Annotated in this window: 11 protein-coding genes; 3 read left to right on the top strand and 8 right to left on the bottom strand. The window is 42.5% G+C overall.

Going from position 1 to position 13,120, the window contains the following annotated elements:
* Window positions 1–103: 103 nt before the first annotated feature.
* Together QWZ08_RS20570 and QWZ08_RS20565 are read right to left on the bottom strand one after the other, a co-directional pair.
* Complete coding sequence (locus QWZ08_RS20570; protein ID WP_290339432.1) at window positions 104–442, bottom strand: TIGR03643 family protein; 339 nt, start codon at window positions 440–442, stop codon at window positions 104–106.
* On the bottom strand, window positions 435–1,967 hold the full coding sequence (locus QWZ08_RS20565) for a cryptochrome/photolyase family protein (protein WP_290339431.1): 1,533 nt from the start codon (window positions 1,965–1,967) through the stop codon (window positions 435–437). Before QWZ08_RS20565 ends, QWZ08_RS20570 begins: the two co-directional genes overlap by 8 nt.
* Window positions 1,968–1,970: 3 nt before the next feature.
* Here QWZ08_RS20565 and QWZ08_RS20560 point away from each other — a divergent pair, with 3 nt between their 5' ends.
* Window positions 1,971–2,690 carry an SDR family oxidoreductase gene (locus tag QWZ08_RS20560; RefSeq protein ID WP_290339430.1) on the top strand — a complete coding sequence of 240 codons (720 nt, stop codon included), beginning with the start codon at window positions 1,971–1,973 and terminating at the stop codon, window positions 2,688–2,690.
* A gap of 125 nt (window positions 2,691–2,815) precedes the next feature.
* Window positions 2,816–4,051, top strand: coding sequence for a proline dehydrogenase family protein (locus tag QWZ08_RS20555; RefSeq protein ID WP_290339429.1), 1,236 nt, complete (start codon window positions 2,816–2,818; stop codon window positions 4,049–4,051).
* A 78-nt stretch (window positions 4,052–4,129) separates the two neighbouring features.
* Here QWZ08_RS20555 and QWZ08_RS20550 read toward each other — a convergent pair whose 3' ends face one another.
* A complete protein-coding gene (locus tag QWZ08_RS20550; RefSeq protein WP_290339428.1) occupies window positions 4,130–5,047 on the bottom strand; it encodes a histone deacetylase family protein in 918 nt (305 codons plus the stop codon).
* Window positions 5,047–5,700, bottom strand: coding sequence for a ligase-associated DNA damage response endonuclease PdeM (gene pdeM / locus QWZ08_RS20545; RefSeq protein ID WP_290339427.1), 654 nt, complete (start codon window positions 5,698–5,700; stop codon window positions 5,047–5,049). Before pdeM ends, QWZ08_RS20550 begins: the two co-directional genes overlap by 1 nt.
* Window positions 5,701–5,791: 91 nt before the next feature.
* Here pdeM and QWZ08_RS20540 point away from each other — a divergent pair, with 91 nt between their 5' ends.
* Window positions 5,792–6,301: a hypothetical protein gene (locus QWZ08_RS20540; protein ID WP_290339426.1), complete on the top strand. Its 510-nt coding sequence runs from the start codon at window positions 5,792–5,794 to the stop codon at window positions 6,299–6,301.
* A gap of 24 nt (window positions 6,302–6,325) precedes the next feature.
* Here the strand turns inward: QWZ08_RS20540 and QWZ08_RS20535 are convergent, their stop codons facing one another.
* From QWZ08_RS20535 to QWZ08_RS20520, 4 genes are all read right to left on the bottom strand, one after another.
* The gene (locus QWZ08_RS20535; protein WP_290339425.1) at window positions 6,326–8,935 is read right to left on the bottom strand and encodes a ligase-associated DNA damage response DEXH box helicase; all 2,610 of its coding nucleotides are present in this window, start codon (window positions 8,933–8,935) and stop codon (window positions 6,326–6,328) included.
* A gap of 257 nt (window positions 8,936–9,192) precedes the next feature.
* Window positions 9,193–9,720: a Uma2 family endonuclease gene (locus QWZ08_RS20530; protein ID WP_290339423.1), complete on the bottom strand. Its 528-nt coding sequence runs from the start codon at window positions 9,718–9,720 to the stop codon at window positions 9,193–9,195.
* A gap of 274 nt (window positions 9,721–9,994) precedes the next feature.
* Window positions 9,995–11,374, bottom strand: a complete 1,380-nt coding sequence (locus tag QWZ08_RS20525) for a c-type cytochrome (protein ID WP_290339422.1) — start codon at window positions 11,372–11,374, stop codon at window positions 9,995–9,997.
* Window positions 11,375–11,426: 52 nt separating this feature from the next.
* Window positions 11,427–13,076, bottom strand: coding sequence for an ATP-dependent DNA ligase (locus tag QWZ08_RS20520; RefSeq protein WP_290339421.1), 1,650 nt, complete (start codon window positions 13,074–13,076; stop codon window positions 11,427–11,429).
* Between the last annotated feature and the right edge of the window lie 44 nt (window positions 13,077–13,120).

Below are 13,120 nucleotides of genomic sequence, written 5' to 3'. Positions count from 1 at the left end.
CTGGTTGAAAACTATGCACTGAATTCAGCGGCTTTGTAAATTTGTTATGTAAGTAAAAAATAGCACGCTGCTGACCAGTAAAATAAACAGCGAACGAAAGCAGCTATCTTTTACTGATCTTATTTAGTGTTATCGCCCGCTGGCTTTTGCATTTAAAGCGATTGACTGAATTGCCCCGCAAAGCCGCATGTTTAGTGCTTCTTCCGTGATGACGTTTGCGCCACATTCTGAAACTCGATGCCTTCATTTCTTTGCGCATCAGCTCAATCACATCTTTCTCTTTTAACCCAAATTGTACTTCAATGGCTTCAAAACTGGTGCGGTCTTCCCATGCCATTTCAATAATGCGGTCTGTTTCAATAACGGTAAATATTGTCGCCGGTGCTTTTTCATTGATGCCGGGCCGGTGATTATTTTGCGCTAATTCATGTATGTTATTCATCCAGTTTTTTTAAAAAGTTTTCCGCTGTTTCAATATGCCTGTTTCTTTTTTCTGCCGGCATTTTATCCAGGGTTTTTATCAGCAGGCCAAGGCGGGGGTTTTGTAAAAAGAAGCCCCGGTGCACTTGCATAAAACGCCAGAACAATCCATCCCAGGTTTCCGTCCATTCACCTTTTTTATAATCGCCCATCTTTAATAAATAATTGCTGCCACTGATGTAAGGCTTGGTTGTCATCAGCCCACCATCAGCAAACTGTGTCATCCCATACACGTTTGGCACCATCACCCAATCATAGGCATCCACATACATTTCCATAAACCAGCGGTATACTTCATCCGGATCAAATTCGCAGAGCAACATAAAATTGCCCATCACCATCAGCCTTTCAATATGGTGGCTGTAGCCTGTCTGCAATACCTTTTTTATTACGTTGTCCACGGGTACAATACCCGTTTCACCTGACCAAAAACTGGCGGGAATTTTCCTGGTAAATCCCCAGTAGTTGTTGGTACGCTGGTGGCTGCCTTTCCGCTCGTACACAATGCGTACAAACTCACGCCAGCCAAGGATTTGGCGTATGAATCCTTCCAGCGAATTCAGTGGAATGTTATATTGGGCTGCGGCCTTGATTACCTTGTTTATAATTTGCTGTGGCAATAATAAACCTATGTTCAGCATGGGCGTTAGTACGCCATGGTGCAGGTAATGTTCATCCGCAACAATCGCATCTTCATACACGCCAAATTTTTCAAAACGCTGTGCTAAAAATTCATCCAGCCATTTTTCAGCATCCTTAAAATTGACGGGATAAATAAAATTTTTTCCATCACCATAGTTGGATAAAAAATGAACGGATACATATTTTTTTGCTTCCTGCACATAGCCATCTTCCTTTGCCGGATTGACAATGGGCGCCTTTTCTGTTTTCGGAAATCGCTTGCGGTTGTCTGCATCAAAACTCCATTGACCGCCTTCGGGTTGCCTGTTGGCATCCAGTAAAATATTGCGTTTTTTACGCTGAGCTATATAAAATGCTGTTAGAAAATAGGTTTTGCTTTTATCAAAATAATCTTTCACCTCATCCATTGTATTGATGAAACAGGGTGTTGGATAATTTACAATTTGGATGGCATATTTTTTACAGGCTGATGCCAGTCGTTTGCACAACCAGTCATCTGTAACATCGGCCACATGGATGCTGGTAATTGCCTGGTGATGAAGCTGCGCCAGTAACTGTCTTATGTCTGATAAAGGGGAATCAGCTTCGATGTATTCCACTTTAATTTCCTGCTGCTGCAAAAAATCAGCATAACATTTCATACTCGCCCGGTGCAATATTATCTTTTGCTGATGAAAATTATACTGTTTAAAAAACAAGGTTTCTTCAACCAGTACAACCTTGCGGCCGGCATTAACAGCAGGATGCTGTTTAAAAAGCTGGTGCGGAAATATGATGGTGACTGATTGCATATTGCAGTAGCTTTCAAACAAAATGGTTGCCACATTGTTTGAGGAAGCAAACATTTTATGATGGAAACTTTAAATGGGAAAAATATATTACTGGCCGGGGCCACCGGCGGCATTGGATCAAAACTGGTGAAGCTGTTAGCAGGCAGTGGTGCCAATTTATTTCTTGCGGCACGTAGTCAGGAAAAGTTGCAACAACTTGCTGCAGCGAATAATATTTCACCGGAAAGGATCGCGGCACTGGACATATCAAATGCTGGTGCTGTAAATGATTTAAGGGAAAAATATTTTTCACAGATGATTTCCATCGATATCCTCATCAATGCAGCGGGCATCGGTATTATAAAGCCAATGGATGTATTAACAGAACATGATTTTCTGCAATCACTCAACACCAATTTAGTTGCATCCTTCCTGTTGGTAAAAGCTTTTTTGCCTGCTATGAAAGAAGTAAAAAAGGGACTCATCATCAACATACCAGGAATATTGGGCAAGGTGCCCATGGCCGGTGCTGCCGCTTATTGCGCCAGTAAATACGGCCTGGTTGGCATGATGCAAAGTGTAAGGGAAGAAGTAAAAAGAACAGATATCCGCATCACCAATTTATTCCTGGGCGGCGTGGACTCTCCATTTTGGGATACCATTGATTTAAAAGTTCAAAGGGAAAAAATGGTACAGGCACACGAAGCGGCAAAAGCCATCTGGTTTTTATGCCAGCAGCCTGCGAGTGGCGTTATCAATGAAATGGTTTTGCAGCCTTTTAATCACCAGGTTATATAATTACCGATAACTGTTTAAAAACTCTGCAATTAAAATAATATGCCGTTAAACATACGGCGCACTGAACCAGGTCAGGTAAACGGTGAAACAGTATGCTGTATATTTGGTAAATTTTTTCCATTTTTATGAACGGCAATCACTTTATTTCTTTCGATAATACTGAGTATGCTTTTGCGTACAAAAAAAACAGCGAACTAACAAATGCCCATTTTCTTTTCAGCGCTATGGGCAAGCCATGGCTCGTAAACCTTGGCCTGAAATTCACTCCACTCGCAATTAAATGGAAATTGCCTTTTACAACGCCGGTAATCCGCAATACTATTTTTAAACAGTTTGTAGGTGGCGAAACGCTGGCAGAAACTTCTGCCGTTGCAAAAAAATTAGGCGAGTATGACGTGCAAGTAATTTTAGATTATGGTGTTGAAGGTGGGGATGATGGAGAGCATGGATTTGATCATTCCACTGAAGAATTTATACGGGTGATAGAATATGCTGCAACGCAGGCTAACATTCCTTTTATGAGTGTTAAGGTAACAGGGCTGGCCCGGTTTGGATTACTCGAAAAAATGGATCAGCTGATGTCGGAAGCATCCGGTACACTGATGCGACGTTATTTATCTGTAATAGAAAATTTACCCGCCAACGAAAAGGAAGAGTGGCACCGGGTTAGGGTTAGACTGATGCGGCTTTGTGAAGTGGCGGCGGAAAAAAAAATTGGCGTATTGATAGATGCAGAAGAAACCTGGATACAGGATCCGGTAGATGCCCTTACCATTTTGATGATGGACGCCTTTAATAAAAACAGGGTGGTGGTGTACAATACCTTGCAACTATACCGCCACGACCGGCTCAAATTTTTACAGGATAGTTATGAAGCCGCTGCCGAAAGAAATTTTATCCTCGGTGCAAAGCTTGTAAGAGGAGCTTATATGGAAAAAGAAAGATTGCGGGCGGCGGAAATGAATTATCCTTCTCCCATCCAACCAGATAAACAAAGTACTGACCGGGATTATGACGCGGCCGTACAATTTTGTATCGAACACCTCGATATCATTGCCGTAATTGTGGCGTCGCACAATGAGCTAAGTAATTTGTTGACCACACAGCTGCTGCAACAAAAAAATATTCCGCTTAATCATCCGCATGTGCATTTTTCCCAACTGTTTGGCATGAGTGACAACATTACTTTTAACCTGGCAAAAGCGGGCTGTTCGGTTAGTAAATATTTACCATTTGGCCCCATCAAAGATGTTATACCATACCTGATGCGGAGAGCAGAAGAAAACTCATCCGTGGGCGGCCAAACAGGCCGTGAGTTGGGGTTGATAAAGAAAGAAGTAGCAAGGAGGAAGGCCTTGTAATTGTATTGCTTTGCAACAATGAAATTAAGGCCACGAAGTATTCTGTGGTTTTGCATAACAAATCATCGGCAAAAAAAATTACAGAGCATATAAATCTTTTGCAGTTCTGAATGTATTGCAATGGGCATCCACAATTATTTTTACATCCGCACTATAACCGCCGCCCATAGAAACGGCACATGGAATATTGTGCTGCAGCAAGCTGGTAAATATAAATTCATCCCGTTGCTTACACCCATCCGGAGTTACCTGTAATTTACCATAGCGATCTGTATTCAAAATATCAACACCGGATAAATAAAAAGCAAAGTCTGGCTCTGTTTTATCGATGAGTGCAGGCAGGGTTTCTTTTAATAAGGTAAGATAGGTTGCATCATCCATACCATCTTTTAAAGGCAGGTCCAAATTACTTTTTTCTTTGTGAAAAGGATAATTGTGTTCACCATGCATGCTGAAAGTAAATACCCTGTTTTCGGCTTCAAATAATTTTGCCGTACCATTGCCCTGGTGCACATCCAGGTCAATAATTAAAACTTGTTTCGCCAGCTTTTTATGCAACAAATAATTGGCTGCAATTGCGATATCATTCAGCATGCAAAATCCTTCGCCATGATCTGCAAAGGCATGGTGGGTGCCGCCGGCTACATTTAACGCCACTCCATTTTGCATGGCGTAATAACAACATTCAATCGTTCCCTGCGCAATCATCAATTCCCTGGTGGTTAATGCAGGTGATTGCGGAAAACCAATATGACGCTGCTCTTTAGGTGATAAGTTTTGGTTATGCAACCGATCCAGGTAATCTTTCTCATGCGTCCATAGTACAACTTCATCCGGGCAAATAGAAGGTGAAAAAATATTTGCTGATGTGATTGTTCCTTCATGTATTAACTGGGCTGGTATCAATTCATATTTCAGCATCGGGAAACGGTGACCTTCAGGTAAAGGATGCGCATAAATTGGGTCGTATGCGATTTTTAAAATTTTATCCTGCATTAAAATGAGATGATGGTTTGCTTCACCAATGCAAAAACGTTTTCACCCGCTTTTGGTTCAATGGTAAATGTGCCGGTAAATTTGCTGAAGGCGGGCAACACGGCGTATCGCATGCCAAAATAAAAGCAGGGAAAACTTAACGATTGCTTACCCAAGCCACGGATAGTTACAGCAGGATGTATATGGCCACTGAAAATATAGCCGTGATCCGGCACGGTACAATCCACCACATCATGTACAAAAACAAAATCGCCGATTAGTAATTCGCAGGTATGTATGGTAATGTCTGCCAGTGCATACCATTCCTTTTTTAAAATATCATGATTGCCTTTTACCAGGTGAATGGGTAAAGATGCAAAGTCCTGCCTCCATTTTAAAAAGAACTCATGTTCCTTATTGCTTTCGCTGTGAAACATATCCCCGATGATGATAACCTGTCGCGGTTTGAAAGATTGCAATTGTGATACGAGCCGTTGCATATCCTCTTTAAAAACTGCCTGCGGAATGGCAATACCAGCTTTTCGGAAGTGACCGGTCTTGCCTAAATGGAGATCAGATAAAATCAATATTTTTTCTTCTTCCCAAAAAATACATCGGTCAGCCGACAGCAAAAAGGTATTGTTGTATATACGGTGTGGAATTACAAATGACATTGCTGCAAAGTTAACCCGATAACAGGTTTCTGAAAAAAGAATGGTTTTGAAATGAAAGAATAAGTGTATACTTTGGGTAAAAATTTATAGTATGAATGAAACTAACTCAACTTCTGATGTTTTGGATTTTGCCGGCGAAAAGCGGGAACTTCCTTCAGGCTTAAAGACACTAACCATTTTAACTTTTATTGGCTGCGGTCTCCTCTTACTTTATACACTGTTAGCGCCAATGCTCAACAAATTTTTACTTGGCATTATGGATAAGGCGGCTAGCTCCGGTCAGGAAATGACTGCCAAACAGTTGGAAGATATGCAAAAAGGCAGGGCTGCCATAGAGCTAATGCAGAACAATCTCGTTCCTATTTTGGTGATAAGCATTGTCTCATTGGTGCTTTGTTTTGTTGGTGCATTATGGATGCGCAAATTGAAAAAGGACGGATTTTGGATTTATTCGGCCGGAGAAATTTTACCAGTGATTGGAAATTTTATTTTGTTAGGAACCAAACAGTTCACGGGTGTAACCAGCGTAATCCTGGGCGTTGGTGTTCCCATATTGTTTATTATACTATATGCAAGGCAAAGAAAATATCTTGTGGTATAATCGCCAGAAGATGACCTGCTAAAGTTATATTTTTTCCAGCTGGACCTGCATTCTTTTTATCCTGTCTTCGAGTTGCTCAGATGAAAGATTTTCTCTCATGCTGTCTACTTTTAAAGGGAAACAAAAAGGAGTAAGCCTGGCCGGAAATTGTATTTTAATATTGCCTTTTTGTATGCGTTCCAGCATATTGCGCAAACGCACTTCTTCCATCTGCTGATCCAGCACTTCCTGGTAGGCTTGTCTTAATAAAATATTCTTCGGATCATATTCGGTAAACACATTGAACAGCAGACTGGCACTGTTTTGCAGGTGTTTTGTTTTTACATACTCGCCCGGCGTTCCCTGGAAAATCAGGCCGCCGATAACGGCAACATCCCTGAATTTTCTTTTGGCCATTTCAACACTGTTTACAGAACGCTGAATGTCTGCAAACAAATTATCAAGACTAAACAGTTCATACACGTTGGTATCATCCACCGGTATCGGCTGATCGCTTAATAATTCAAAGCCATAGTCATTCATAGCAAAGCTAAAAGTGATGGGCGTTATCCGGCTGATGCGATAGGCCAGTATTGCCGCCATGGCTTCATGTACAAGCCGGCCTTCAAAAGGATATACAAATAAATGAAAGCCGTCTTTTGTTTCTATGTGTTCTACCAGCAGTTCATTTTCTTTTGGAATATGCGACAAACTTTCCTGCAAATCGAATAGGGGTTTCAGCACCGATAACTCCGGGTTATCCTGTCTTTCTTTTTTTACAAGCGTGCGGCCATTCATCTCAAAAGCTTTGTCAAATGTTCTGCGCAGCATCAGTCCAAGGTTGGCGCTTAGTGGCATACGACCACCATTCCAACTGGGGACAATTGATTTTTTGGAGGTCGATTTTTTTACAATCGCCGTCATATCTTTTATCATCACATATTCCAGGTTTCTGCCGGCTAATGTAAACACATCACCCGGTTGCAACCTCGAAATAAAATACTCTTCGATTACACCCACATAACCGCCGCTCATGAATTTTACTTTTAGCATGGAGTCACTTACAATGGTACCGATGTGCATGCGGTGCCGCATGGCCATGCGCCGGTTGGTGATACGGTAAACGCCCTCTTCCACTTCTATTTTTTTGTACTCATCATATTGCTGCAAGGCCGCACCACCTGCGGTTAAAAAGAACAACAATTCCTGCCATTCATCTTCAGTAATTTGATTATAGCAATGCGTCTTTTTTATTTCTTCAAAAATTTCAGCAGGTGCAAAACCGTCTGACACTGCCAGCGTGCACAGGTACTGGGCCAGCACATCGAAGCACAACAGCATGGGTTCCCGGCTTTCAATAAAGGTTTCGCTGATGGCTTGTTTTAAGGCAGCGGCTTCTACCAGCTCCAGCGAGTGCGTGGGCAAAAAATAAATTTTACTGGTGGCATCCGGCTGGTGACCACTGCGACCTGCTCTTTGTAAAAATCGGGCCACCCCTTTTGGCGAGCCGACCTGTATCACCGTGTCCACGGGACGAAAATCAACGCCCAAATCAAGGCTGGCGGTGCATACCACTGCTTTTAATCTGCCGGTATGTAAATTATCTTCTACCCATAAACGCAGATCCTGTTCAATACTGCCGTGGTGCAATGCGATGGCGCCTGCTAATTCGGGTGCTACATTCAGCAAAGCCTGGTACCAACGTTCCGTCATGCCGCGGGTGTTGATGAAGATGAGGGTTGTTTTATTGTTTTTGATAATCGGTACCACTTTGTCTACCAGCTTCAACCCAAGGTGACCAGCCCAGGGATATTTTTCTATTTCATCCGGAATGATGGATTCTATCTCTATCTTTTTGTTGACTACGGCTTTGATAATTTTTCCTGCAGCTCCCTCTTTGGATTTTAAAGAAGCCAGAAGCACTTCTTTTGCCTGTTCCAGATTACCGATGGTTGCAGAGATGCCCCAGATGGAAAGTTTTCTGTCTTCAGTTGTTGGTTTGTTGAGCTTCTTTGCTTTTACCATTACTGCGCCTTCATTTGTATTTTCAAGAACCGCTTCCGGCACTTCAATTTTTTTGGACTGTTTTTGCCGGTGACAGGCTAATATCCTTGATACTGCCAGCTCTACCTGCACACCACGTTTGCTGCCGAGCAATTCGTGCCACTCATCTATGGCCAATATTTTTAAGGTGGCAAAAACTTCTGCGTAACCTTTTTGTGCAAGTAACAAATGCAGACTTTCGGGTGTTATAATGAGCACTTCGGGCATCTGCCTTTTTTGTTTTTGCCGATCGCTCATGGTAGTGTCGCCATTGCGGATGCCTACTTTCCAGCCCATGCCGAGCTCCATAATAACTTCTTCCATGGCACGGCCAATGTCTTTTGCCAGCGCACGCAGGGGCGTTATCCAAATCAGTTGAAGCCCGTTTTTTATTTTCGTTTGATAGTTATCCGGATGATGATTGATGAAGTCAATCACTGCGCCTAAAAACACAGAAAAAGTTTTACCGCAACCCGTCGGCGCATTCACCAGCCCGCTTTTACCCTCAATAATTTCCTGCCAGGTTTGCTCCTGGAAAAGAAACGGATGATGGCCTTTTGCAGCCAGCCAGTCGCTGATAATATTATAACCTTTGGTGGATAGTAGTTTCAAAAAATAGTCTCCTTTTTGTTATTTGTGTGGTTGGAGTGGTGAAAATTATTGTCCCGGCTAAGAAGCTTTGTGGAACTGCATCCGATAGCTATCGGATGGCGTCACACCTTGTACTTTTAAAACTTTGCTGAACTTCAGCTTACTGGTTGAATCAATTATATAAAAACGATGCTCTGATAAAATCGCCAGCTTTAAACATGTTATTCACTGGATTTATTTTAGAGAAAATTTAAGCGAATAGAATACTATTTGTAAACCTAAAATGTAATGGTTGTTTGTAACAAATCTGATACAATCGATCCTGTTGCTGTTTGTTTTTCTTCAAATTTTTTATTCTTTAAAATAAAGCTTTGTACCAGTTTCGTATCGGGATGCACAATGAAATATTCCTTCACTCCGTATTGTTCGTACACATCTTTTTTTTCGCCTAAATCAATATGTTTGTTTCCAGGTGACAATACTTCAATGGCAATATCCGGTGCGCCTTTTAAACCATTGGCTTCAATTAAATGCAGGTTATCGTTGGAAATAAAAATTAAGTCTGGCTGAAAAATATTGCTTTTGGAAAAATGCACGTCGTAAGGCGCAATCCTGACCTTCCCCAATTTGTTTTTCTTAACATACACAGCGAGTGCAATATTGATGTCGTTCAATACTGCCTGGTGAACATCCAGTGGTGATGGGCTCATGATTAGATTATTATTGATTAACTGGCAAAGTGTTCCTTCCGGCAAACTTTCCCAAACATCATAAATAGTCTTTGGCGGATGGAGGATGGTATTCATGATCATTTATTTATTGTAAGTTACAACAGGATTTTTACATTTTATTATACCCTTGCTATTACAAAATTGGTTGCTTATGCTTTAACCGCCGACGGGGCTTATAGCCGCCGTCGGGGTTGTTGAAGTGTGTACTAATTTGAACCTGACTGCCGGATCAATGCTGGCAAATTTTGCATCTGCTTCGCTTTGGTAAAAGCTTAATTGAAATACAAATGTTCAACGGAGCATCGCCACTGAAGTTCAACCAGGGGTAGTGGCTGGTGACAAAATTATTTTACAAAGTTTTTAAATATTCAATCACCGAGCGACGTTCTGTGTCGGATAATTTATCGCCAAAATAGTGGCCCTGGTTGCTGTATCCTTTTTGCGTTGTGTTGTAGACTTCGCTGTTGCCGGGGGCATCTTTTACCTGGTATTTATAACCGGGTATTTCATAGTTGTAATCTATTTTCGCAAAATCCCTCTGCCAGTATTTAGGTCGTTTTTTACTGTTTAACAATGTTTCCAGATCGGGCACAGAACCATTGTGCAGGTAAGGTGCGGTGATCCAGACGCCATCCAGCGGAGGGGCAATATAGCCACGGTAAGGCACCAGCTTTGCAGGATGATCGCCGCTGCTGAACCAGCTGTTGTTAAACCAGTTGACCATTTGCGGGTTGCTGTAATTAGCGGTATACAAAGCAGAATCCGTTTTAATGATCGACTCGGGAATTAACAGGTTGGGATAGCTTGCACTATCGCCATAACTGCCATGGCATTTTTTACAGGTGGCCGAAAAAACAGCTTTGCCCTGCGCAGCCATCGCGGCATCAATGGGCTTTGGATATTTAGGTGCTTCGATGGAATTGATAAAGGCCAGCACATCATTGAAATGGCTGTCTACCTCAGCGGCTTCGGCTGTATCCGAAACGGTTAATAAATTACTGCCCATTAAAAATCTTCCAAAATCACCCCGACCAAAACCATTGTAAAACATGGCGTTCTTTTTTTTCAGCAACCACCAGGCGGGTACATCGGTGGGTATCATTTCTGTAGGTAATGTAAAAGAGTTTTTATCGCTCCATCGCAGGGTTTGCGGATCCCTGTGCGACACAAGCAATGCTGCCAATGCATCGGCCAGGTTAACCCCTTTTGTAGTAGTAATCAATTCCGGGGAGACTGCTTTGATGGCCTGAATAAAATTTTTAGCGGCATCGTATTTTTTGGCTTCTTCGCCTTTCAGGTTCTGCAAAAACTTTTCGGCAAACAACGCTGTGCCTTGCCGGTTCTGGGTAAAATCACTCAGCGAGTTACCGAGGCCAACAATCAGTCTGCCATCGAACACCTGCCCATGACATTGCAGGCAATTGGGTGCTGCTACCAGCACACCATTGGGCGCCTTAACTGCGGTAAAACTGTAGTTCAGATTCTTATTGTAGCCATCCCTTTGTAAAAAATTGGTAGTGTCTTTGCCGGTGCCCAGCATAAATAAATTAAAAGGAATGCCACTTTTCAGATAATCGCCGGTAATTAAATATTGATAGCCTTTTGCAACATCGCCTGTTCTTTGTTTGCTTGGTGCAATAAATTCCGGGTTTTCATTCAGGCGATTGGTAAGGCTTGCAAATGCAAAACCGGTGATAACCATCGCCAATAAAATGCTTAACTTTTTCATAGTGTTTTCCTTATCTAATTTATGCAATTATTGGTGCGTGCATATAAAAATTTTAAAGGTCAGTCGCTTCCACAACGCCCTGCTGATTGTATATTTTCAGCATTTCTTTCAGGTCTTCCAGCGTATTAATTTCGTCTGCTTTTTTATCGGTTCGCCAACGGCTCATGCGGGGGAAACGCAATGCTACACCGCTTTTGTGACGGTTGCTGGCTGCAATGCCTTCAAAGGCAATTTCGAAAACCAGCTCTGGTTTTACGGTACGTACCGGGCCAAACTTTTCAATGGAATTTCTTTTTACAAATGAATCTACCTGTGCAAATTCCTTATCAGTCAATCCGCTGTAGGCTTTTGTAAACGGCACCAGTTTGTCGCCGTCTTTTACGGCGAATGTATAATCGGTGTACAGGTTGCTTCTGCGGCCGTGGCCTTTTTGCGCATAGATCATTACGGCATCAATGGTGAGCGGATCAATTTTCCATTTCCACCAGTCACCTCTTTTGCGGCCCGACTGGTAGGGTGAACTTTTTCTTTTGATCATGATGCCTTCGCTGCCCATATCCCTGGATTTTGTCCGGGTAACGCCCAATTCTGCCCAGGTGTTAAATGAAATAACAGGAGAAATATGCAGTGCCGGATAATTGGTTTTGGCGATCACCCGCTCCAGCAATTGCCTGCGTTCTTCCATGGATTTATAGCGGATATCTTCACCTTCAAACTCCAGTAAATCGTAGGCTATAAAACCAACGGGTGCTTCGGTTAATTGTTTTTTGGTAATTGTCTTTCTGCCAATCCTGGTTTGAAGGGCGGCAAAAGGCAAGGGCTTAAAAACACTTTCGTCTGCCGGTGCAGCAAGACTGATAATTTCACCATCTATCACTGTGCCATCCGGCAGCTGGTCTTTAAAATGATTGTACTCCGGAAACTTTTCTGTCATCAATTCTTCGCCCCGGCTCCATACAAAAAAATCTTTGTTGCGCTTGATGATCTGCCCGCGGATGCCATCCCATTTCCACTCTGCCTGCCATTGATCTTCTTCGCCCAGCTTATCTAAATCTTCATCAACGGCATAAGCAAGATAAAAAGGGTAGGGCTTTGAAAAGTCCGTTGCAGCAACGGTTTCACTGAGCAAATCATCGAACGAGGTGGTGGCAGGATCCCAGTTACCAGATATGCGGTGCGCTATGATGGAAGACGAAACTTTCACCGTTTTTGCGAGCGCATTTACCATCATTGTCTGTGACACACCAATTCTGAAGCCGCCGGTGATGAGCTTGTTAAAAACAAATTTTTCATTGCGGTCCATTTGTTGCCAGCTGCTGGTAATAAAATCTTTTTTTACCTGCTCGGCTTCTTTTTCAATGCGGATAAATGTTTGTAAGTAATAAGACAAAGTATGTTCATTGCCGGTTTCATTCTGTGTTTCCTGTTCGGGTAATAAGAGTGCAATGGTTTCACCCAGATCACCAACGGTATGGTAACATTCATCAAACAACCAGGGTTCAATGGCGGCAATTTCCAGGCACCAGCCCGCAAGAATGGTGGAGTTGATAATGCGCTTGGGACGCCTGCCGCTAAAGATGGCAATTACCCATACCTTATCCTGGTCTGAAGCCACTTCAAAATAATCCTGCAAAGCCTGCAGCTTATCATTTGTTTTGGTGCTGGTACCGAGTATGTTTACAAGTTTTGCGAATTGTTTCATGGTTGTTCCCGTATTCCCTAAAAGGGGGTAATTTGTTAATGTTT

This window comes from Ferruginibacter paludis, assembly GCF_030409685.1.
Lineage (GTDB): Bacteria > Bacteroidota > Bacteroidia > Chitinophagales > Chitinophagaceae > Ferruginibacter > Ferruginibacter paludis.
The sequence above is the reverse complement of the archived record's forward strand: the minus strand, read 5'-3'. Positions and strand labels throughout refer to the sequence as shown.

What these genes read in the sequence shown, in the direction of transcription:
- QWZ08_RS20570 (WP_290339432.1), bottom strand. Translation starts at nt 442, where the DNA reads ATGAATAACATACATGAATTAGCGCAAAATAATCACCGGCCCGGCATC.
- QWZ08_RS20565 (WP_290339431.1), bottom strand. Translation starts at nt 1,967, where the DNA reads ATGTTTGCTTCCTCAAACAATGTGGCAACCATTTTGTTTGAAAGCTAC.
- QWZ08_RS20560 (WP_290339430.1), top strand. Translation starts at nt 1,971, where the DNA reads ATGATGGAAACTTTAAATGGGAAAAATATATTACTGGCCGGGGCCACC.
- QWZ08_RS20555 (WP_290339429.1), top strand. Translation starts at nt 2,816, where the DNA reads ATGAACGGCAATCACTTTATTTCTTTCGATAATACTGAGTATGCTTTT.
- QWZ08_RS20550 (WP_290339428.1), bottom strand. Translation starts at nt 5,047, where the DNA reads ATGCAGGATAAAATTTTAAAAATCGCATACGACCCAATTTATGCGCAT.
- pdeM (WP_290339427.1), bottom strand. Translation starts at nt 5,700, where the DNA reads ATGTCATTTGTAATTCCACACCGTATATACAACAATACCTTTTTGCTG.
- QWZ08_RS20540 (WP_290339426.1), top strand. Translation starts at nt 5,792, where the DNA reads ATGAATGAAACTAACTCAACTTCTGATGTTTTGGATTTTGCCGGCGAA.
- QWZ08_RS20530 (WP_290339423.1), bottom strand. Translation starts at nt 9,720, where the DNA reads ATGAATACCATCCTCCATCCGCCAAAGACTATTTATGATGTTTGGGAA.
- QWZ08_RS20525 (WP_290339422.1), bottom strand. Translation starts at nt 11,374, where the DNA reads ATGAAAAAGTTAAGCATTTTATTGGCGATGGTTATCACCGGTTTTGCA.
- QWZ08_RS20520 (WP_290339421.1), bottom strand. Translation starts at nt 13,076, where the DNA reads ATGAAACAATTCGCAAAACTTGTAAACATACTCGGTACCAGCACCAAA.